This window comes from Streptomyces sp. NPDC056347 (assembly GCF_042262625.1).
Classification (GTDB): Bacteria; Actinomycetota; Actinomycetes; order Streptomycetales; family Streptomycetaceae; genus Streptomyces.
In genome coordinates, this window is the sequence record NZ_JBHJQP010000013.1 from 1 (window position 1) to 20205 (window position 20205).

At 68.9% G+C, this 20205-nt stretch carries 17 protein-coding genes and 6 pseudogenes; 14 read left to right on the plus strand and 9 right to left on the minus strand.

Annotated elements, in window-relative coordinates:
• Positions 1–40: 40 nt before the first annotated feature.
• A complete protein-coding gene (locus ACFCV8_RS05400) occupies positions 41–829 on the minus strand; it encodes an IclR family transcriptional regulator (RefSeq protein ID WP_376683920.1) in 789 nt (262 codons plus the stop codon).
• Between the two features lie 182 nt (positions 830–1011).
• On the opposite strand from ACFCV8_RS05400, the gene ACFCV8_RS05405 reads away from it, so the two are divergent.
• The 4 genes and pseudogenes from ACFCV8_RS05405 (at position 1012) to ACFCV8_RS05420 (ending at position 3541) form a co-directional block, all read left to right on the plus strand.
• On the plus strand, positions 1012–1389 hold the full coding sequence (locus tag ACFCV8_RS05405) for a VOC family protein (protein ID WP_376683921.1): 378 nt from the start codon (positions 1012–1014) through the stop codon (positions 1387–1389).
• 213 nt (positions 1390–1602) lie between these two features.
• Positions 1603–2265, plus strand: coding sequence for a lysophospholipid acyltransferase family protein (locus ACFCV8_RS05410; protein WP_376683922.1), 663 nt, complete (start codon positions 1603–1605; stop codon positions 2263–2265).
• A gap of 2 nt (positions 2266–2267) precedes the next feature.
• Positions 2268–3081, plus strand: a pseudogene (locus tag ACFCV8_RS05415) (peptidoglycan DD-metalloendopeptidase family protein).
• A gap of 61 nt (positions 3082–3142) precedes the next feature.
• The gene (locus tag ACFCV8_RS05420) at positions 3143–3541 is read left to right on the plus strand and encodes a hypothetical protein (RefSeq protein WP_376683923.1); all 399 of its coding nucleotides are present in this window, start codon (positions 3143–3145) and stop codon (positions 3539–3541) included.
• A gap of 26 nt (positions 3542–3567) precedes the next feature.
• On the opposite strand, the pseudogene ACFCV8_RS05425 reads toward ACFCV8_RS05420, so the two are convergent.
• From ACFCV8_RS05425 to ACFCV8_RS05435, 3 pseudogenes are all read right to left on the minus strand, one after another.
• Positions 3568–3843 (minus strand): annotated as a pseudogene (locus ACFCV8_RS05425) (IS5/IS1182 family transposase); the annotation flags it as partial.
• Between the two features lies 1 nt (position 3844).
• A pseudogene (locus ACFCV8_RS05430) lies at positions 3845–4494 on the minus strand (IS5 family transposase); the annotation flags it as partial.
• Between the two features lie 55 nt (positions 4495–4549).
• Positions 4550–4701 (minus strand): annotated as a pseudogene (locus ACFCV8_RS05435) (IS5/IS1182 family transposase); the annotation flags it as partial.
• A 590-nt stretch (positions 4702–5291) separates the two neighbouring features.
• On the opposite strand from ACFCV8_RS05435, the gene ACFCV8_RS05440 reads away from it, so the two are divergent.
• Positions 5292–6109, plus strand: a protein-coding gene (locus tag ACFCV8_RS05440; protein ID WP_376683924.1) for an IS5 family transposase whose coding sequence is annotated in 2 segments (ribosomal slippage) — positions 5292–5640 and positions 5640–6109 — 819 coding nt in all. Because the reading frame shifts where the segments join, the coding sequence is not laid out codon by codon here.
• A gap of 12 nt (positions 6110–6121) precedes the next feature.
• A complete protein-coding gene (locus ACFCV8_RS05445; RefSeq protein WP_376683925.1) occupies positions 6122–6367 on the plus strand; it encodes a transposase in 246 nt (81 codons plus the stop codon).
• Between the two features lie 66 nt (positions 6368–6433).
• Here ACFCV8_RS05445 and ACFCV8_RS05450 read toward each other — a convergent pair whose 3' ends face one another.
• From ACFCV8_RS05450 to ACFCV8_RS05460, 3 genes are all read right to left on the minus strand, one after another.
• Complete coding sequence (locus tag ACFCV8_RS05450) at positions 6434–6892, minus strand: PH domain-containing protein (protein ID WP_376683926.1); 459 nt, start codon at positions 6890–6892, stop codon at positions 6434–6436.
• Between the two features lie 77 nt (positions 6893–6969).
• Positions 6970–7668, minus strand: coding sequence for a tyrosine-protein phosphatase (locus ACFCV8_RS05455; RefSeq protein WP_376683927.1), 699 nt, complete (start codon positions 7666–7668; stop codon positions 6970–6972).
• Positions 7669–7877: 209 nt separating this feature from the next.
• Positions 7878–8162, minus strand: coding sequence for a hypothetical protein (locus ACFCV8_RS05460; protein WP_376683928.1), 285 nt, complete (start codon positions 8160–8162; stop codon positions 7878–7880).
• A 620-nt stretch (positions 8163–8782) separates the two neighbouring features.
• On the opposite strand from ACFCV8_RS05460, the pseudogene ACFCV8_RS05465 reads away from it, so the two are divergent.
• The 3 genes and pseudogenes from ACFCV8_RS05465 to ACFCV8_RS05475 form a co-directional block, all read left to right on the plus strand.
• Positions 8783–9196, plus strand: a pseudogene (locus tag ACFCV8_RS05465) (AfsR/SARP family transcriptional regulator); the annotation flags it as partial.
• A gap of 70 nt (positions 9197–9266) precedes the next feature.
• Positions 9267–9755: a hypothetical protein gene (locus ACFCV8_RS05470; protein WP_376683975.1), complete on the plus strand. Its 489-nt coding sequence runs from the start codon at positions 9267–9269 to the stop codon at positions 9753–9755.
• A complete protein-coding gene (locus ACFCV8_RS05475) occupies positions 9752–11869 on the plus strand; it encodes a tetratricopeptide repeat protein (protein ID WP_376683974.1) in 2118 nt (705 codons plus the stop codon). The genes ACFCV8_RS05470 and ACFCV8_RS05475 overlap by 4 nt, the downstream gene beginning before the upstream one ends.
• 885 nt (positions 11870–12754) lie before the next feature.
• Here the strand turns inward: ACFCV8_RS05475 and ACFCV8_RS05480 are convergent.
• Positions 12755–13504: pseudogene (locus ACFCV8_RS05480) on the minus strand (transposase family protein).
• A gap of 157 nt (positions 13505–13661) precedes the next feature.
• Positions 13662–14225, minus strand: a complete 564-nt coding sequence (locus ACFCV8_RS05485; RefSeq protein WP_376683929.1) for a dihydrofolate reductase family protein — start codon at positions 14223–14225, stop codon at positions 13662–13664.
• Positions 14226–14610: 385 nt separating this feature from the next.
• Here ACFCV8_RS05485 and sbnB point away from each other — a divergent pair, with 385 nt between their 5' ends.
• From sbnB to trpD, 5 genes are all read left to right on the plus strand, one after another.
• Positions 14611–15651, plus strand: coding sequence for a 2,3-diaminopropionate biosynthesis protein SbnB (gene sbnB, locus ACFCV8_RS05490; protein ID WP_376683930.1), 1041 nt, complete (start codon positions 14611–14613; stop codon positions 15649–15651).
• A gap of 13 nt (positions 15652–15664) precedes the next feature.
• Positions 15665–17455, plus strand: a complete 1791-nt coding sequence (locus tag ACFCV8_RS05495) for an anthranilate synthase component I family protein (protein WP_376683931.1) — start codon at positions 15665–15667, stop codon at positions 17453–17455.
• Positions 17452–18090, plus strand: a complete 639-nt coding sequence (locus ACFCV8_RS05500; protein WP_376683932.1) for an anthranilate synthase component II — start codon at positions 17452–17454, stop codon at positions 18088–18090. The genes ACFCV8_RS05495 and ACFCV8_RS05500 overlap by 4 nt, the downstream gene beginning before the upstream one ends.
• A gap of 246 nt (positions 18091–18336) precedes the next feature.
• Positions 18337–18717, plus strand: a complete 381-nt coding sequence (locus ACFCV8_RS05505) for a hypothetical protein (RefSeq protein ID WP_376683933.1) — start codon at positions 18337–18339, stop codon at positions 18715–18717.
• 19 nt (positions 18718–18736) lie between these two features.
• Positions 18737–19882 (plus strand): anthranilate phosphoribosyltransferase, encoded by a 1146-nt coding sequence (trpD, locus tag ACFCV8_RS05510; protein ID WP_376683934.1) that lies wholly within the window; start codon positions 18737–18739, stop codon positions 19880–19882.
• Positions 19883–20205 lie beyond the last annotated feature (323 nt).

Consider the following 20205-nt stretch of genomic DNA (forward strand, 5'->3'; position numbering starts at 1 on the left):
GGCGAACCGCCTTCACCGGGCCCCTTGGTCCGCCGGTGGATCAGAGGGCGCCGAGCGCCTGGCTGATGACGTCGGCGGCCTCGATGACCTCACGGGTCAGGGCGAGACGCTGCCCCTCGGCCTCGGTGTGGTTGCCGAGCAGGGACGTGGGCCCCCACAGGGAGATGGCGGCGACCACGTCTCCCGAGGCGTCCCGGACGGGGGCGGCGAGGGAGGCCCGGCCCAGGGCGCGCTCCTCGGCCTCCACGGCGTACCCGGTGCGGCGCACGGTGTCGATCTCGGAGTCGAGGAGATCGTGACTGGTGGTCGTGTAGTCGGTGTGCGCCGCGAGCGGCTCGGGGAGCAGCTTGCGGCGCTCCTTGGCCGTGAGCCCGGTGAGCAGGCACTTTCCGATGCTCGTGGCGTGCAGCGGGGCGCTGTGCCCGGCCTGCGTATAGGACTTGGGGGTGCGGGTCCCCTCGAAGTTGCACAGGAACATCAGCTCGGTGCCGCGCCGGATGGCGACGTTGGCCCCGAGCCCGGTACGGGTGGCGAGGTCCTGGAGGACCATGCGGGCGGCACGGTGCACCGGGTGGCGGTTGGTGGCGGTGGCGGCGAGCGGCAGGATGCCGAGGCTGAGGCGGTAGAGGTTGCTGACGGGGTCGCGTTCCACCATGTCGAGACGTTCGAGGGTGGACAGCAGCCGGGACGTCGTGGAGGAGCCCAGTCCGGTGAGTTCGGCGACGTCCGAGACGCGTAGTTCGGCGCGGCCCGAGTCGAGTGCGCGCAGCACCGAGACCGCTCGTTCGACGCTCTGGTTCGTCCCGGCGTCGGTCGCCCGAGTAGCCATGACCCTCCTCATTCTGCAAATCGTTTGCACATTCTGCATCAGCATATCGTTTATTCGGCCACCCTGTTAGAGGAATTTGCCAGTTCATGGCCGGAAGGGACTCCTGCGGGGGTCGTGCTTCCGACAACGCGTGCGAGGGGCTGCCTCGCAGGCGCGCCGCCCGCCGTGAGACGCTGCGCCGCATGATCGCCAAGCTGCAGTGCGTGGTGCTGGACTGCGTCGACGTCGTCGAACTGGCCCGCTTCTACCGGGGACTTCTCGGCGGGCAGGTCAACCGCCCCGACCCCCGCTGGTCGACCGGGGACGCCTGGGCGACGCTGCACACCGACGACGGCGCGGTACTGGCCTTCCAGCGCGTGGACGACTACCGGCCGCCGCACTGGCCGGACTCCGCCCGCCCTCAGCAGTTCCATCTCGACCTGGCCGTCGAGGACCTCGACCGCTCGCAGGAGGACGCCGTCCGCCTGGGGGCGACACCGCTCGACGCGGGCGGCGGGACGCGTGGTTGGCGCGTCCTGGCAGATCCGGCGGGGCACCCGTTCTGCTTCGTCCGGCACTGACCGGCAGCTCCGCCCGGCGCCCGGCCGGTGACGCGGCACCTTGCCCCGGTGGGCCTACTGCCGGTCTTCCGTCAGCGCACATGGGACGTACGGGAAGAAGATGAGTACCCCGACTCAGGCATAGGAGCATCTCCACCCTTGACGATGAGGGCCGTACGCGACGAGAACCGGCATCGCCCGCATGCCGAACCCGCAGAGTCAGGGAGCCCGTTCATGCTCAGCCGCATCGCCGAGGTCCTGGTACCCGCAGCCGGCCGTCTGTCGGTGACCACCGACCCCGGCGCCGGTCTCGCGCCCGGGAGCATCGTGGCCGCGAACCATACGTCCCTGGCCGACCCCGCAATCGTGATCGCCGCGCTGCGCCGCCTCGGCGCCGAGCCGGTCATCATGGCGGCCGCGGGGCTGTGGCGGATCCCGCTGCTGGGCAGCGCGCTCGCCCGCGAAGGCCACATCCCCGTCATCAGAGGGGACCGCCGTGCGGCAGCCGCACTGGACCTCGCGGCACAGGCCCTGGAGCGGGGGCGGCTGGTCCTCATCTACGCGGAGGGCGGCCTGCCCCGCCGCCGGGACGTCGCGGAAGCGGCCCCCGGACCGTTCCGCAGTGGCCTGGCCCGGATCGTCGAGCACACCGGCGCTCCCGTCATCCCGGTGGGTCAGGCGGGTGCCCGCCGGGTCGCCTCGGGCAACGCCGCCAAGCAGCTGGCGGGCCTGGCGACAGCGCCGCTGCGCCGCCCAACCCTCCACGTGCACGTGGGTACGCCCCTGGAGCTGACCGGTGACCGCGCAGCCCGCACCGCACGGGCCCGTACAGCGGTGACCGCCGCCTGGCGAACGGCCGCCGCCCGCCTCCGCGAACCTGCCGCACTGTCCGGGTGACCATGTGGCCGGACGGCCGGTGGTGCAGTCCGGCCCGGGGCCGCTTTCCCGCGGGGGGCACTACGGCGCATCGCGCGAAAGCTACCCGCGCGCGGGCCAGGACGTCACCAACTCGACCGGCACCGCCGCCTGTGCGGCGGCCGCCGGGACCGTGGTGCGGCGTGGCGGAAGCGTACTGACCGGACGTCCCGGCAACGGCCTGGTCATCGCGCACGGCTCGGGCACGTACCCCTATTACGGGCACCTCAGCGCGTTCCGCGTTCCCCCCGATGCCCGGGTCGCGGCGGTACAGTGCATCGCGGACATGGGCGACACCGGCCATGTGATCGGTCCTCACCCGCACTTCGAGACCCACACCGGACGGCTCGGCTCGACCACCAACCCCGTCCCCTTCCTCGCCGCGCGGGGCGTGGACCTGGGCGGCGGCTGGCCCGTCATCAACCCCTGCGCCACCGGTGCGACCGTCAAGGCCATCCAGTACCTGATCACCCAGCGCGGCAGCGTGCTGGCCGCCGACGGGAACCATGGCTCGGTGTCGGTCCGCGCGGTCGAGAAGTTCCGGCCGCCAAGAAACTGGCGGCGGACGGCCGGGTCGGGCCGAAGGCCTGGACGAGCCTGGTGTACTCGCTGCGGCGCACCAGCTCGGCGGCGCATGTACGGGCCCTCCAAGTGGCGCTGAACGAGCACAGCGCGGGCCTGGCCGTCGACGGTGGCCTCGGCGCGGTGACCAACACGGCCGTGCGGTCCTTCCAGAGCGTCAACCGGGCCTTGCCCCCTGATGTCGGACACACGAGACACTGGATCCTGAGGATCTGAAAGAGTGTTTTGTCCTGGCAGGAGTGTTTGGTAACGCAGCGCTGCCGAAGATGATTACGGGATGTTGGTGCAGATAGAAGCAGTACAAAAGGCCCCGGGCGGTGCTACTACGGTCCGGGTGCGCTCGGAGGTGGGCACCGCCGCGGCGTTCTGGTGCGGGGACCCGACGGTAGTGGGTCGCGAGCATCATGTGGAGTGGACTGTCGATGAAAGGGTGGCCTGGGATGGCAACACGCGGCCAGCCACTTTGTCCTCACCCGCGTTGAGCGAGGACGGCGGTCAGGTTGTCTTCCGGGGTCGGTTGAGTCTCACGGGCGATGGTGGGGCCCTGCTGGAAGTGGCCGGCACCCAGATCCTGTTCGACCTCTCCGACCCGCCGCCACAGATGGCAAGTGATGGAACATGGGTCGAGGTCCGTGTGCAGCGGAACAGCATCAGCCTGTGGCCCTACCTGCTGTGATTCACAGAGCCCGACTCTGTCGCCGTTCAGCTGTCCCGCCGGTTGCGGGTTGATTCGCGGGTGAGTCTGCGGCTCATGAGGTCGATCATCGCGACGCGGATCACGGCTTCGGAGCGGTGCGGGTGGCTCTCGTGGTGCCGGGACAGGCGGCGGTGGTGCATGAGCCAGCCGAAGGTCCGCTCGACGACCCGGCGCCGCGGGATGACCTCGAAGCCCCTCTGGCTGGGGTCGCGGCGGGTGACTTCCACGTCGATGCCGAGAGTGGCCCCGTGGCCGATGACCTTGATGCGGTAGCCGGTGTCGACCAGAACCGTGCGGGACACCGCGCCGGGCAATCACGGGTTTGATGCCGCGTTTCCACAGCAGCCGACGGTACTTGTCGAAGTCGTAGCCGCGGTCGGCGAACAGGCGCTTGGGCCTGCTGCGGGGCCGTCCGCGCAGCCCAGGTATCGGCGGAATTGCACCCAGCAGCGGGATCAATTCCGTCACGTCGTGACGATTCCCTCCGGTCAGAGAAACGGCCGGCGGAGTACTGTGCCGGTCAACGATCACGTGGTGCTTGGGGTCTGGGTGAGCGCGGTCAACCGGAGATGGCCCGACATCTCTCCCTCCTATCAACGCGCTGACGTGTGAACCGTCGATCGCGCAGTCGTCCATCTCCAGCTTTCCTGCGGTCCGCAGCTCGGTCGGGAGTACTTGATGCAGGCGGGGCCAGACACGGCCTGAGTCCAATCGTGCAAGCGTCGCCAGCTGGTGATTCCTGGGCAACCGATCAGCATTGCGAGCACGTCTCTCCAGGCCACTCCCTTGCGCAGGGCATACACGATGCCCGCCAGTGCCACCCGGTCGGGAGTGCGCACTGGTCCAGGGGGTCGGTGCCTGCGCGCCGGTGGTGAGGGAAGCAACGGCTCGACACGCTCCCAAAGGTCATCAGGAACGAGATTGTCAGTCACGTGTCGAGATCTCGGCCTGGTCGAAGCGACGTGAGTGCTGTGACGTCGGCCGGTCCCGGTCCTCCAGCGGAAGGCTCCACGGCCGACCCTTGCGGACCGCGTCCGCTCCCCCGCGACGCAGAACCGCTATCAGCCTCCGGAAGGCACGCGGGCTCAGCCCGGTGGGGCTATCCAGGAAGGCTCCGACGCCGTGATCACACCAGCCACGTCGTGATCACCGCACCTGGAGCAGCATGATCATTCAGATGCGGGAGCTCAGCCGCAGTGCAAGCAGGCGGCGTAGACGAGCAGAGGACCCCCGAAGAGTCCCGAGCTTCCTCACCTCGTCCGTCTCAAGCTCCGGCCTGCCCGCGAGAGCAAGCACAGCGGCGTAGGGCCTTTCGCCTTCGTCAAGCTTCGCTGCAACGCCATCGAGCACAGCTCGGAGAACGATGCGGTTTGCACCTGGACGTTCGGCCAGTAGGCGAAGGAGCCGGTTGTCGTTCCAGACACTGTCGCGAGCCTTGCTCAGCTCCAGGAGAGCCGCGGGCGGGGTGTGAGGATTGGTGGCCAGAGCCTGCCAGACGAAGGGGTACGGACACTGAACGAGGCGGTGTAGGACAGAGCCGTCCTTTTCGGCATGCGCCAGTGCGAGGTAGTCGGCAGGCGTGGGCACGAAAATAACCTCTCAGTACAGTCGAAGCCGTCATCTTGGCATTGCGGCTGGCCATCAACAGACACCTGGACCGCCCAACCGCAGCTCACCTCGACCAGCAGTTAGACGGTGTCCTATGTGGCGATCGCTCGTTGGGCTGTTCATGGGGCGGGATACGTGGAGTTGGATTGTTCCGGACGGGCTGTGGGAGATCGCGAAGCCGTTGATCCCGCCGTCGAAGGTGCGCCCGCAAGGTGGCGGGACACAGGACACACCTGATGAGACGCTGTTCGCGGCCATCGTCTACGTGCTGGTGAGCGGGTGTGCCTGGCGGGCCCTGCCACCGTGTTTCGGGGTCTCGAAGTCGACTGCCCATCGGCGCTTCGTCATCTGGTCCAGGGCCGGTGTCTGGGGCCGGCTGCACGAGGCGATACTCGACCGCATCGACGAGTGCGGCCTGCTCGACCTCTCCCGCGTAGTCCTCGACTCCGCCCATGTACGGGCCAAAAAAGGGGCGAACTCACAGGCCCGAGCCCCGTGGACCGGGGTAAGCCGGGCTCCAAGATGCACGTCCTGTCGGACGCGAACGGACTGCCCCTGGTCGTCGGCGTCTCCGCCGCCAACACCCACGACAGCCAAGGACTGAAGCCCATGGTGGCCGGTCTCCAAACGAGACACGATCCCCACCGCGGCTGGCATTACAAACCCCGCAGACTCCACGCCGACAAGGCATACGACATCCCTGACCTGCGTAAATGGCTGCGTGGGAAGCGCATCGGCGTCCGTATCGCCCGCAAGGGAATCGAATCCAGTGAACGGCTCGGACGCCGAAGGTGGGTCATCGAACGCACCATGTCCTGGCTGTCCGGCTACCGCAGACTCAACCACCGCTACGAACGCCACCCCCGCAACTACCTCGCCTTCCTCGGCCTCGCCGCCGCACTCTGCTGCTACAAACGCCTCCTTCGACTCACCACATAGGACACCGTCTTAGTGGACAGCCCTTGCGCGGGGCCCGTCCCGGCGACCCTGAGATCGGGCTCCTCGAACCGAGGCGGACAGCTCTCCTGGAGAGGAAGCAAGCAGCTCAAGCGAGCCTTCTTCCTCTCCGCCTTCGCCGCTCTGAGCGCCTCGCATTCCCTGGCCTATTGCGACAAGGGGATCGCGCGGGGCACGCACCACACCCAGGTTCCGCCCCGCTCTGCCTGGCCCGACGCCGGGCAGACGTCCTCTTCGTGATGCTCGGCGACGGAACCTTCTACGAACCGCGACCGGCCGGCCCATGGCCGCCTTCCCTGTCAGATGTCACCGCGCCGAGGAGTCGGGGCCCACCTCCAGGACAGCCAGCAGCTCTGCGAAACGCCGGTCCTGCGAGGTTCCCGCGGCCAGCTCGCTCAGTGCATAGGCCGTGGTCTTGAAGCCGTCCCCGTGATGGAACTCCGCGCCCCACGAACCAAGCCGCACCGAAGCCACCTCGCCCAGTCCCAGGCGGTGGGTCCCCCACGGGTTGACCGCCACGATCCCGTCAGGGCCGACCTCAAGCCGGACCCTGAGAATCATCCACCAGAAGAACAACGCAAAGCCAATGGCCAGCCCCGTCCACAGCCCGGCCGGCCGTGCCGTCTCGACGCTCGGAGAGGAAACCCACCCAGCCCAACCGACGAGCGCCGTCACCCCTGCAACGGCCGGGATGGCATAGCCCGCCACGCGAGCCACGCCACCCACTCGCCATACCGACACCGAGTCCCCACCCTGGTAGTCCATACCCGCATTGTGAGCCAGGCAGCTTGACCAACCACATAGGAGCACCTTCCCCGCGGGCGGGCGGGGCGTCCTCGCGTTCAGCGGGAGTGACCCTCACGGGTGGCGAGATCGGCGGGGAGCTCGTGCGGTGCGGCGCCGTGCGTGCGGAGATAGCCGGAGAGGGAGCCGTGATGGCTTCGGATCCACAGGAGGGCGCGCCCGAGGTGCTCGGGCGCGACGGGACGTGTGTTGTGCCCCCGCAAGGCCGGTGCCGGTGCCGTTGCAGGGGTGAGGTTGAGCTCGGTGTTGGTGCGCACGAAGTCTGCGGTGACCTCGGCTTCGGTGGCACCGAACAGGCTCTGCAGGACGGCGATCACCACACCGGTACGGTCCTTCCCCGAGGCGCAGTGGACCAGGACCGGTGTCGGGTGTTCGGCGGTCAGTTGCCGCAGCACGCTCAGCACAGCACGTCCGGCGTGCTCGGCCATCGACGGGTAGAGCTCCATCTGCTCCTGCGGCCACCGCTGCTCGGCGTACACGGGCACATGCAGATACTTGATGCCCGCGCCGTGCAGGCTGTCGGGGCGTTCGGAGACCTCGGGTCGGCTGCGCAGGTCGACGACCGTACGTACCCCTATCTCCTCCAGCTCCTGCGCACCCTGCGCCGTCAGGCTGTGCAGGGCTCCGGAGCGGAAGAGCACACCATGCGGAAGTGTTCCCACTCCACCGGCGTCCCGGAAGTTCCGTACGCCATCGATGCTGGTCGGCGGTGCTGTCCCCGCGCTGTTGTTCGCCATCAGCCCACTCTACGTCCCCGCAGGCCGGGGAAATATTCCGGGGCTGAGTGTGAGTGGGAGACGAGTATTTTCGACCCCTACCCCTCTGGGGGTGGCTTTCATCGATACGAAAGCACGAGGAGGGGCGTTCGCTCATTCGGCTGTCTTGACTCTCTATTTCTTCGTCATTCTGCGGGAATTATGAGATCGGCTGTGACTTCGAAATGGAGTCAGGTGGTTTCGTTTCCGGCGAGGAAGAGCCTAATGCGGCACTCGTCCTCGAGGTGGACAAATACTTGCTGCCCCCAATATTCGGTGAGGCGCTGCCCGACGACAATGAGTCGGCGTCGGTCCTCAGGTGTACGGGCCGGGAAACGTGTCCAGCCGTGGTCGGCGATTTGGTTGCCGAATTCGCTGAACAGAACGTTCCGGAAACGCTGCTCTTCGTCCTCGGTCAGCGGAGTGGCGGAGCCGTCCGCGGGGAGTGACCTGACGTTGTAGAGATCTCGTATCACCTTGTGGCTCCTGTCCGTTCGGGTTCGGCGCTGCGAGCCTACTCCCGGCCTGGTCCGAGGCAGGCTGTCCAAGGAGCCCGGAGGGGTCGGTGTGCTCCCTTGGCCCCGCGAGGCCAGCTGAAGGATGTTCGGCCTTTGACGTGCGGGCTGGGTCGACCAGGCGTTTTGGTAGGTGGCCGGGCATGAGGGTGATTGGGTGCAAGGGGCATTATTGAATTGTTTGTTGGTGGTTGGGGGTTTGGTTTGTGTGGGGGGGTAGTGTGGGGTGGGTATTGGTCGGGTGTGGGGGGAGTGTGGTTGGGGTGGGGGTTGGGTTGGTGTTTCGGGTTTTGGGTCCGTTGGTGGTGGGTGTGGGTGGTGGGGGTGAGGTGGTGGTGGGTGGTGGGCGTCAGCGGGCTGTGTTGGGTGTGTTGTTGTTGAATGTGGGTCGGGTGGTTCCGGTGGATGTGTTGGTGGAGGCGGTGTGGGGTGGGTGTCCGCCGGTGACGGCGCGGACGCAGGTGGCGATTGTGGTTGCGGGTTTGCGGAAGTTGTTTCGGGGGGTGGGGTGTGGTGAGGGGGTGATTGTGACGGTGCATCCGGGTTATGTGTTGGAGGGTGGGGGTCATTTTGTGGATTGGGTGGAGTTTGGTGGGTTGGTGGGTCGTGCGGAGTTGGGGGTGAGGGAGGGGCGTTTGGTGGAGGCGGCGGGTTTGTATCGGGAGGCTTTGGGTTTGTGGCGGGGGCGGGTGTTGGAGGGTGTGTCGGGTGTGTTGGTGGAGGAGGAGGGGGTGCGTTTGGGGGAGTGTCGGTTGAATGCTTTTGATGATGCGACGGCGGTGGAGTTGGCGTTGGGGCGGCATTATGAGTTGTTGCCGGGGTTGGGTGGGGTGGTGGGGGAGTTTCCGTTGCGTGAGCGGACGCGGTGTCATTTGATGTTGGCGCAGTATCGGGCGGGGCGTCGTGCTGAGGCGTTGGAGTCTTTTCGGTTGGCGCGGGGGTTGTTTGTTGAGGAGTTGGGGTTGGAGCCGGGGCCGGATCTGTGTGGGTTGCATGAGTTGATTCTGCGGGATGATCCGTCGTTGGTGGGGGGTGAGGGTGGTGTGTTGGGGGTGGGGTTGGTGGGTGGTGCTGGTCTGGTGGGTGGTGTGCTGGCTGCGGGTATTGCCGGTCCCGGTGCCGGGTTTGGTGCCGGTCCTGGGCTTGGTGCGGGTGCGGGTGCGGGTGCTGGGCTTGGTTCGGGGGTTGGTGTCGGAGCTGCTGGTGTGGGTGTGGTCGGTGGTGCGGGGGTTGGGGTTGGGGTTGGTGTCGGGGCTGCTGGTGCTGCTGCTGGTGCTGGGGTGGCTGCCGGTACTGGTGGTGTTGACGCTGTGGGTGGTGTTGACGCTGTGGGTGGTGTTGACGCTGTGGGTGGTGTTGATGCTGTGGGTGTGGGTGTGGGTGTGGGTGTGGGTGTGGGTGTGGGTGTGGGTGTGGGTGGGGGTGTTGTGGGTGGTGGTGAGGTGGTGGTGCCGTCGGAGTTGCCGCCGGATGTTCCTGGGTTTACGGGGCGTGTGGGGGAGTTGGGGGTGTTGGATGGTTTGGTGGGGTGTTCGTCGGGGGTGGGGTTGGTGACGGGTGTGGCGGGGGTGGGGAAGTCGGGGTTGGCGTTGCGGTGGGCGCATCGGGTGGCGGGTGAGTTTCCTGATGGGCGGTTGTTTGCTGATTTGCGGGGTTATGACGAGCGGGACGAGCCTGCGTCGGTGGCGGATGTGTTGGGGAGGTTTTTGCGGTCGTTGGGGGTGTCGGGGCAGCAGATTCCGGAGGTGTTGGAGGAGCGGGTTGCGTTGTACCGGAGTGTGCTGGCGGGGCGTCGTGTGTTGATTGTTCTGGATAATGTGCGGACGTTCGGGCAGGTGGCGGGGTTGTTGCCGGGGGGTGGGGAGAGTTGTGTTCTGGTGACGAGCCGGGATCAGTTGGAGCAGTTGGTGACGTGGCCGTCGGGGGCGCGGGTGCATTTGGGGGTGTTGCCGCGGGAGGAGGCGGTGGAGTTGGTGGGGAGGATTGCGGGTGAGGGGCGGGTGGTGGGTGCGGGTGGGGATGTGGTGCGGTTGGTGGAGTTGTGTGACCGGTTGCCGTTGGCGTTGCGGATCGCGGCGGCGCGGTTGGCGTCGAAGCCGCATTGGTCGGTGCGGCATGTGGTGGTGCGGTTGAGTGATGAGCGTCGTCGTCTGGATGAGTTGAGTCAGGGGGCTTCGCGGGTCAGGGCGGGTTTTGAGTTGAGTTACCGGTATTTGTCGGTGGATGCGGCGCGTTTGTATCGGCGGTTGGGGTTGGTGGATGTTCCGGATTTCACGTCGTGGGTGGCGGCGGCGTTGTTGGGGGTGGAGGTGATGGATGCGGAGTTGTTGTTGGAGGATTTGGTGGATACGCAGTTTCTTGAGGTGGTGGGGGTGGATGCGACGGGGCGGTTGCGTTACCGGTTCCAGAGTTTGTTGCGGTTGTATGCGCGGGAGCGTGCGGGGGAGGAGGAGTCGCGGGGGGCGGGGCGGGAGGCGTGCCGTCGGGTGTTCGGGGCGGCTTTGGTGATTGCGCGGGAGGCGTTCGGGCGGGAGAACGGCGGGGGTGTGGGTGTGGTGGGCGGTGGCGCGGGGGCGGATGCGGATGCGGGGGTGGGGGTGGTGGATGCGGATTTGATGGAGGAGTTGCTGGCGGATCCGTTGGCGTGGTTCGAGGCGGAGCGGTTGTGTCTGGTGGGGATGGTGGAGCAGGCGGCGGGTTTGGGGATGGCGGATCTGGCGTGGGGTCTGACGGGGGTGGCGTCGGTGTTGTTCGAGACGCGGAGTTATGTGGAGAACTGGCAGGGGTGTGCGGTGGTGGCGTTGGGGGCGGCGCGGGTGGCGGGGGACCGGTTGGGGCAGGCGGTGATGCTGCATCATGTGGGGGCGGCGGCGTTGTTGCGGCAGAGTATGGACGAGGCGAGGGCGCGGTCGTTGGAGGCGTTGGGGTTGTACGGGGAGCTGGGTGTGGAGGTGGGGCGGGCGTTGGTGTTGCGGAATCTTGCGGTGGTGGACCGGTTGCAGGGGGATCTGGTGGCGGCGGAGGGGCGGTTGCGTGAGGCGTTGCCGGTGTTCCGTGGGGCGGGTGATGTGCTGTCGGAGTCGTCGGTGTTGCAGAACATGGCGCAGTTGGCGTTGGACCGTGGGCTGTTGGAGGAGAGTCTGGGGTTTGCGCGGGATGCGGTGAGGGTGGCGGAGTCGGCGGGGGTGTCGCGGAGTCTGGCGCAGTGTCTGTACCGGCTGGGGAGTGCGCAGTTGCTGGCGGGGCGGGCGGAGGAGGCGGAGGAGTCGTTCGTGCGGGTGGAGGAGTTGTCGCGGGTGAAGGCGGATACGCATGGTCTGGCGCATGCGCTGTACGGGTTGGGGCGGGCGCGGGTGGTGCTGGGGGAGGCGGAGTCGGCGGAGGCGGCTTTTGTGGAGGGGCGGCGGGTTGCGCGGGGTCTGGGGAGCAGTGTGGTGGAGGGGTCGATCCGGTTGAAGCTGGGGGTGCTGCTGCGTGAGCTGGGGCGTGTGGAGGAGGCGCGGGGGGAGCTGGCGGGAGCGGGGGAGCTGTTCACGCTGAGGGGGGCGACGCACTGGCAGGAGGAAGCGGCCCGGGAGTTGGAGCTTCTCCAGGGCCCGCCGGAGAAGGAACCGCCGGTGGAGGGGGCGGCTGGGAAGGGGCTGCCGGTGGAAGGGCTGTCCGGGTAGAGGCTGCCTGGGAAGGAGCTGTCCGGGGAGGAGCTGTCCGGGGAGGGGCTGTGCGGGAGGAGCTGTCGGGGGTTTGTCTGGGCAGGGGTGTCTGGGGAGGGGCTGTCGGGGAGGGGGCGGGGGACCGGTCTGTTTTGCCCCTGGCCGGTTGAGGTGTTGTGGTGAGGTCGGGCGGAGTGCCGGATCGGCCGCGTCTTCGGTGCCGGATGCCGAGCCTTTTCCGGGCTGCTGATTGTGCCGGCCATGGGGGTGCGGTACGGGTGTGAGGACGCCGGGGGCGTGTCGGGGGCGGGGGAGGGCGGACGCCGGCTCGTGAAGCTCTCGCGCGTACCGGCGACCCGGTTACGTGCAATGGATGTGCCATCCAGTACCAGGTGTGTCATGCCTTTGGTGCGGCAGCGGTCCAACACCGCATAGAGGTCGGGGGTTTGGTCTGCGAGGGCGTTGATGCCCTCGCGCAGGTGGCGGTGGCGGTGGCGGTGGCGGTGGCTGGTTGTCTGGGATGCCCGGGTGTCCCGGGCGAGGCGGTGGATACAGCCTCGCTCGCACAGCCTTGCTCAGGGAATCAGCGTGGCACCGGCACCGTCTGACGGGGCGGGCCCGGCGCCTGCGCTCCGTTCGGGGTTTTGATCTGTCGGCGGTGCAGGGCCGGCGACCGGGCCGGGTGGTCCGTGATGTGGTTCGGGGTGTCGAGTGTGGTGATGTGGGTGACCCATGTGCAGCCTCTGGGTTGTTGCGGCTGTGATCTTGTGGTGAGGCCTGTCCTGCCAGAGGGGTATTGCCTGCTTCTGCGGTCGGGCATGGCCTGTCCGGCTCGCTTTCGCCAGGGGTGTTTCATGCCGTTTCGTACAGGTCGTTTCGCTGAGAGGGCGTTGCTGAGCTTCTTCAGCGTTGCGGCTCCAGGGCGCGGACGGCCTTGGCGATTGACGTCATGGGGTTGGGGCTGCCCGGGATCTGCGGAAGATCCGCCAGGGCTTCGGGCGTGCGACGCCGCGTTCGACGGGTGTCCGTGCCGTGGCCAGGGCACGGTTCCGGGTTTTCTCGGTGGGTGTGAGTTCCTGCCGCGGTCTGCGTTTGATGGCGGTGGTCAGCCAGGGGCCGGCGCTCTGGTGGGCGGGATCGGCCGCGATGGGATCGCCTTGGCGCTCGCGGATTCGGATGATCCGGTGGGTGCGGGCGGCGGTCAGGTCGTGGGTGCGGCCCGGCAGGGCGGGCGAGAGCCACAGCGGCCGGCCGCCGGGGTCGGTGGCGACCTGTGCGTTCACGCCGTGGCGCCGATGTTTGTGGGAGTGGTCGGCCCGGCCGTCGCCGACCCGGTCGCGCTCGGCGGGGGTCCCGTCGAGCAGGACGAAGCCGGGATCACGCTCGCGCAGCGTCTTCAGCAGACCCGGAGCACGTGCGGCGAGCAGGTCGACGACCGCGCTGTGTATGTGTGGGTGGTGGACTCGCTGGTCCCGAACCCGGCGGCGATCTCCGCCGAAGTGGTGTGCTCGCGCAGGTACACCAAGTGCCACTATCGCTCGCCGGGACGGACGTAGCGTGCGGCGCCGGTCCGCCCTCACGGGTGACGATCAGCATGGTGACCCACTCCACGAGTGCGTGCGGCAGGTCGATTGCGGCAGGATGGATCACCAACGAGGCCCCCGAGCAGCGTGATTGAGACGTCGGACATCTCGGTCAACAGCCCGGGGGCCTCGGCCGTTGCGCTTCACGGACCGTCACCCGATCGGTGGCCGCATCGAAGGAGCTCATTGGTCGGCCCGTTCTTCCCGGGGGCCGGCGGGCGAGCCGGCTAACGCGTCACGCGGTGGCGGAGGTAGAGGACTCCTGAGGTGAAGGTGCGGGACTCGACGAGTTCGAGATCGACCTGGCGCTCGTGCCGGGGGAAGAACGGAGTGCCGCCGCCGACCAGTACCGGGTAGACCCTGGCCCGGTACTCGTCGATCAGTCCCGACGCGGCTGCCTCGGCGGCGAGAGTCGCGCCGCCGATCGCGATGTTGCCGTCTCCCGGCTCGGCTCGCATGCGCTCGATCTCCGCGGCCAGGCCACCGGAGGCCAGGCGGGCATTGCCCTGTACCGCCGAGAGCGTGGTGGAGAACACCACCTTGGGGAGCGGTTTCCAGATCGCGGCAAACTCGAGTGTGGAGAAGCCGAGCGATGGATTCTGGCCGGCGGTCTCCCAGTACAGCATCGTCTCGTACAGCCGTCGTCCCAACAGGTGGACGCCGGTCTCTCGCACCTCGTCGGTGGCCAGGCGAAAGACTTCCTCGTCGGGCGCCGTCCAGTCGAAGCCGCCGTCCGGCCCGACGATGTATCCGTCGAGTGAGACGCTCATCGAATAGGTCACGCTGCGCATCAGGGGTCCTCCTCGGTGACGGGTTCGACAGTACGGCCGCCGGATGCCGCGGGACTCGTCGCGGCTCACGAGATCTCCTGGGCCGAGTCACCTCACGGGATCATTTCGTTGAGAAAACCTCAGTGAGTGGAGAAGAAAAAGAGAGAGACGGGGTAGTGCGCGGAAGAGGGATGGCGCAGGCGGGGTGCGGGGCGTTTCTGCTTTTTCGGGTCACGGGGGTGAGGGGGTGTTCCGGGGTTCCGGTGTTCCGGGGGTGCGGGGTGTTGCGGGGTTCCGGGTGGTGGGGGTTTTCTCGGGTGTCGGTGCGGTGATATCGCGTTGATAAGAGGGGTGTTTAGCGTCGTCGCTGAGATTCTTTTTCCCCGAGAGAGCTGTGGAGTCTGTGATGCCGCTTGCCCCTGCGGTGCCCTCGTTCGCCGTGATTCCCGGTGCGGATGTGCACCGGGTCCTCGACGGCCGGCACGAGGACGTGGTCCGGATCGTGGAGTCGGCCTACCGTGTGCACGGTAGTGGTGACACGGTCAACCCGCCGTCGTACTTCCTGACGTTTCCCGACCGGCCGGACTCGCGGATCATCGCTCTGCCGGCGTCGCTGGGCGGCAGTGCGGGTGTGGACGGCATCAAGTGGATCTCCAGTTTCCCGCGGAACGTGGAAGCGGGTATTCCGCGGGCCTCGGCCGTTCTCGTGCTCAACGACCCGGTCACCGGCTACCCGATGGCCTGTCTGGAGAGCTCGATCATCAGCGCGGCCCGTACCGCCGCGTCGGCGGCGCTGGCCGCCGACGTTCTGGCCCGTGGCCGGGGGCGGGGAAGGCCGCGGCGTATCGGGTTCTTCGGGACCGGGCTGATCGCCCGGTTCGTCCATCAGTACCTCACCGGTACCGGATGGAGTTTCGAGGCGACCGGCGTGTACGACGTGTCGGACACCCATGCCAAGGGGTTCGCCCGGCACCTGGAACGCGAGGGAGACAACGGCACCCTCACCCTGCACACCAGCCCCGAGGACCTGGTCCGCTCCAGTGATCTGGTCGTCTTCGCGACCGTCGCCTCCGCCCCGCACGTCACCGATCCCGCCTGGTTCGCCCACCATCCGCTGGTCCTGCACGTGTCCCTGCGCGACCTGTCGCCCGAGGTGATCCTCGCGTCCGCGAACATTGTCGATGACGCCGAGCACTGTCTGAAGGCCAATACCTCCCCGCACCTGGCCGAACAGGCCACCCGGGGACGCGACTTCATCGACGGCACCCTCTACGACGTGCTGACCGGCACCGTGGACGTCCCCGGCGACCGGCCCGTCGTCTTCTCGCCGTTCGGCCTCGGTGTCCTGGACCTCGCGGTGGGCCGCCATGTCTACGACACCCTGCACCAGCGGGGCGAACTCGCCGTCGTCGACGGCTTCTTCCACGAGATGCGCCGATACGGCTGAGGAGGAGACCGCCATGACCACCCTGCTCGACAGCCCGCCCAGGCCCCGCCACCCCGCCCCCGGCCGTGTCACCGTCACCGTGACGCAGTCGGCCCCCGCCCCCCATGACCCGCTCGCCCTGTACACGGCCCTGCACACCCGCGACCCCCGGGACGTGTTCCTCCTGGAGAGCCTCAACGGCCCCGGACAGACCCCCGGTGCCACCGTCGTCGGTCACGGCCTGCTCGCCGAGATCCGCGTCCACGCCGACCGTGTCACCGTCCACGGCTCCACCCCCCTGACCGCCGCCGTCCTGGCCGTCGCGGACCGCACCGGCCTGACCCCGCGGCCCGGCAGCGAACGCGGCCTCACCCACGGCGAACAGACCTGGCAGTTCCTGCGCGCCGTGCAGGACCTGTTCACCCTGCACAGCGACCGCCCCCGCGACACCTACGCCTTCGGGTTCCTCGCCACCCTCGGCTACGGAGCCGCCTGGCACATGGAATCCCTCCCCGCCCACAACCGCCCCACCAGCACCAGCACCAGCACCCGCACCAGCACCAGTGACGGTGACGGTGGTGCAGGGCCCGACATCGTCCTCGGACTGTTCCGCGACACCCTCTGGTACGAACCCGCCGCCGGCCCCCGAGCCACCCCCGGCACCGGTGCGGGTGCGGGCGCGGAGACGGGTGAGGGCGTGGAGAGGGATGCGGGGGTGGTGGTGCGCAGACTGACCGCGTGCAGCGACGCCTTCCCCCCGCCGCCCGCACCCGGCCCGCTCGACCAGGCCCTCACCGCCCTCACCACCCCACCCGCCGCACCCGGACCCGGACCCGGACCCGCAGTCGGGCCCGCGCCCGGACCCGGACCCGTACCCGCAGTCGGGCCCGTACCCGTACCCGGTGCTGGTGCTGGTGCGGGTGCGGGTGCTGGTGCTGGTGCTGGTGCCGGGGTGGGGGGTGGGGTTCCTGACGCGCCCCCGCCTGCCCGGGTCAGCGACTCGTGCGACCGCGAGACGTTCCTCGCGCGGGCCCGCCGCTGCCTCGACCACATAGGCGTCGGTGACATCTACCAGATCCAGATCGGCCACCGCATCGACGTCACCACCTCCCTCACCCCCCTCGACGTCTACCGCCGCCTGCGCTCACGCAACCCCTCCCCGTACATGTACCTCCTGCCCAGCGCGGGACGCACCGTGATCGGCGCGAGCCCCGAGGTGCTGTTCTCCACCCGGGGACACAAGGCCGTCATGCGGCCCATCGCGGGGACCGCGCCGCGTTCCGGCGACCCGGCCACCGACCGGACCCGGGTGGCCCGTCTGGTCGCCGACGAGAAGGAACGCGCCGAGCACGTCATGCTCGTCGACCTGTGCCGCAACGACATCGGCCGCGTCTGCGTCCCGGGCACCCTGGACGCACACGGACTCATGACCGTCGAGACGTACTCCCACGTCTTCCACCTCGTCTCCACCGTCGAGGGCACCCTCGCCGACGGCCACGACACCTGGTCCCTGCTGCGTGCCACGTTCCCGGCCGGCACCGTCACCGGCGCACCCAAGATCCGCGCGATGGAGATCATCGAGGAACTGGAGAACCAGCCGCGCGGCATGTACGCGGGCGCGGCCGGTTTGATCGACCTGCGCGGCTGGAGCCAGCTGGCCCTGTGCATCCGCACCGTCGTCCACGACCCCGCCACCGGCACCTACTCCACACAGAGCTGCGCGGGCATCGTCGCCGACTCCTCGCCCCGGGCCGAATGGCACGAGACCCTCCACAAGATGGGCGCCGCCTACTGGGCACTGACCGGACAGGAGCTGACACCGTGAAAGTCCTGCTCGTCGACGCCTACGACAGCTTCACCCACATCATCGACCAGTACCTGCGCACCCTGGGCGCCGACACCCGCGTCGTACGCTCACGCACCCGCACCCCCGGGCAGCTCGCGGCCCTGCGCCCGGACGCGGTCGTGCTGGGACCCGGGCCCGGGCACGCGGCCGACTCCGGCCACGTCGAACTCGTCCACCGCTTCGCCGGACACGTACCGCTGCTGGGCATCTGCCTGGGCCACCAGGCGATCTGCCTGGCCTACGGGGGCCGGGTCACCGTCGCGCAGCGGCTGCGGCACGGCAAGACCAGCCCGGTGCGCCACGACGGGGCCGGGGTGTTCACCGGGATGCAACCGGTGATGACCGCCACCCGCTACCACTCGCTGATCGCCGAGGAACCCCTGCCGCCCGCCCTGCTGGCCACCGCGCACGCCCAGGACGACGGATACGTCATGGGCCTGCGCCACCGCACCCTCCCGGTGGAAGGAGTGCAGTTCCACCCGGAATCCGTCACGACCCACAACGGGGCACGGCTCCTGGACAACTTCCTCACCAGTGCCCGCCAGGCCCGCTCCCCGGCCCTGGGGACGGCACGAACGGGCCGGGGGAATATGCCGGACGGGACGGACAGGTAATGACACCCGGTGAACCCCCGGCGGGGAAGCTCCGAAGACAGTTCGGAAGGAAGACCGCAAAGGAGATCGATAACATGCCCCCGGGGCTGGAATATCCCGGTCCGGAAGGGCCTGAGCAGCAGTTATATCAATTTTATTGCCGGGTGGGGCAGGGAGAAGTCCCGGCGATAATGAATCGAAACCGGTCCTTCCTAATGTTCTGGATGTCGGAACGAACCGCACCAGTTCATATGGGGGGAATACACCATGGAGATCAGGACGATCACAGGGAAGATCCGGAAGACCGCCGCCGTCGCGGCCGCGGCCGCCGCCGTGTTCGCCGTGGCTCACACGGCCACCGCACCGGCCCCGGCCGGCCGGCACATCGCCGCCGCGGTCCTGGACGACCCCTGGCACCCGGGCACCGCTGTCACGGCCGCCGGGGTCCTGGACGACCCGTGGCACCCGGGCACCGCTGTCACGGCCGGTGCGGTTCCGGACGACCCCTGGCACCCCGCTCCCGCCTCCCTCGTCCTGGACGACCCGTGGCACCCGGCCCCCACCGACCCCACCACCCCCGCCACCACCCCCGCCGTTTTTGCACAGGGCACCCTGGACGACCCGTGGCACCCGGCATCGGACGCCTGACACGAAGAAGGAGAAGACCGTGAGCGCCACGACACCGCGGCAGGACCCCTCCTGGCCCCTGCTGCTGGGACAGGTCCTTCAGGGCCGGGACCTGACGGCGGCCGACACCGCCTGGGTGATGGACCGGGTGATGCGGGGCCGGGCCACCGACGCGCAGATCGCCGGATTCCTCGTCGCCCTGCGCGCCAAGGGCGAGACCGTCGACGAACTCGAAGGACTCGTCCACGGCATGCTCGCCCACGCCGTCCGCATCCACGTACCGGGCCGGACCGTCGACGTCGTCGGCACCGGCGGCGACGGCGCCCGCACCGTCAACATCTCCACGATGTCCGCGATCGTCGCGGCGGGAGCCGGAGCCCGGGTCGTCAAACACGGCAACCGCGCCGCGAGTTCGGCCTCCGGCTCCGCCGACGTCCTGGAAGCCCTCGGCGTCACCCTGCGCCTGCCGCCCGAACACCTCGCCGCCGTCGCCGCCGAAGCAGGCATCACCTTCTGCTTCGCCCCCGACTTCCACCCCGCGATGCGCCACGCGGCCGGGCCGCGCAAACAGCTCGGCATCCCGACCGTCTTCAACGCACTGGGCCCGCTCACCAACCCGGCCGCCCCCACCGCACAGGCCATCGGCGTCGCCGACGCCCGGCTGCTCCCGCTGATCGCCGGGACACTGGCCCGGACGGGAGGAAAAGGCCTGGTCTTCCGCGGCGACGACGGCCTGGACGAACTCACCGTCACCACCACCTCCACCGTCCTGAGCGTCGACGAAGGGGGAAAAATCACCCGCGAACGCTTCGACCCGCGCGACGTGGGCATCGCCCGCGCACCACTGGAAGCCCTGCGAGGACAGGACGCCGCCCACAACGCGGCCGTGGCCCGGCGGGTCCTGGACGGCGAACACGGCCCGGTACGCGACGCGGTGCTGCTCTCGGCGGGGGCCGCGCTGGTGGCGGGGGAGAGCGCGGCGGGCCGCAGCGTCACCGAACGCCTGGGCCGGGCGGTCGAAGCGGCGGGCCGGGCGATCGACTCCGGCGCCGCGGCCGCCACCCTCGACCGGTGGATCACGGCCACCTCCACCCCCCGCCCCCCAGCCACAACCACAGCCACCGCGACCGCGGCTTCCGTCCCCGGCGAGGCCGCCGGGAAGATCAGGGTCGTGACGGCGGCGTGAACACCGCACACCGGACCGGCCGGCAAGAAACAGCGAAAGAGACACAGAACAGCCCGTGCCGCGGCCCGCACCACCCCGCCCCCACCACACCCGCACCTCCCGCAGCAGACACGTCCCGGGGGGCACCCAGGCCCCCCGGGACGTGCGTGACCTGGAGGACGGGCAGGGTGCCCGGGGCCTCCGGGGTGTGCGCGATCTGGGGGACGGGCAGGACACCCGGGCTCCCTGGGACGTACGTGACCTGGAGGACGGGCAGGGCACTCGGGGCCTCCAGGACGTGCGCGGTCTGGGGGACGGGCAGGGTGCCCGGGGCCTCCGGGGTG

Bases quoted from the DNA above. Each gene is read 5' to 3' on its own strand.
- ACFCV8_RS05400 (WP_376683920.1), bottom strand. From the start codon at position 829: ATGGCTACTCGGGCGACCGACGCCGGGACGAACCAGAGCGTCGAACGA.
- ACFCV8_RS05405 (WP_376683921.1), top strand. From the start codon at position 1,012: ATGATCGCCAAGCTGCAGTGCGTGGTGCTGGACTGCGTCGACGTCGTC.
- ACFCV8_RS05410 (WP_376683922.1), top strand. From the start codon at position 1,603: ATGCTCAGCCGCATCGCCGAGGTCCTGGTACCCGCAGCCGGCCGTCTG.
- ACFCV8_RS05420 (WP_376683923.1), top strand. From the start codon at position 3,143: ATGTTGGTGCAGATAGAAGCAGTACAAAAGGCCCCGGGCGGTGCTACT.
- ACFCV8_RS05450 (WP_376683926.1), bottom strand. From the start codon at position 6,892: ATGGACTACCAGGGTGGGGACTCGGTGTCGGTATGGCGAGTGGGTGGC.
- ACFCV8_RS05455 (WP_376683927.1), bottom strand. From the start codon at position 7,668: ATGGCGAACAACAGCGCGGGGACAGCACCGCCGACCAGCATCGATGGC.
- ACFCV8_RS05485 (WP_376683929.1), bottom strand. From the start codon at position 14,225: ATGCGCAGCGTGACCTATTCGATGAGCGTCTCACTCGACGGATACATC.
- sbnB (WP_376683930.1), top strand. From the start codon at position 14,611: ATGCCGCTTGCCCCTGCGGTGCCCTCGTTCGCCGTGATTCCCGGTGCG.
- ACFCV8_RS05495 (WP_376683931.1), top strand. From the start codon at position 15,665: ATGACCACCCTGCTCGACAGCCCGCCCAGGCCCCGCCACCCCGCCCCC.
- ACFCV8_RS05505 (WP_376683933.1), top strand. From the start codon at position 18,337: ATGGAGATCAGGACGATCACAGGGAAGATCCGGAAGACCGCCGCCGTC.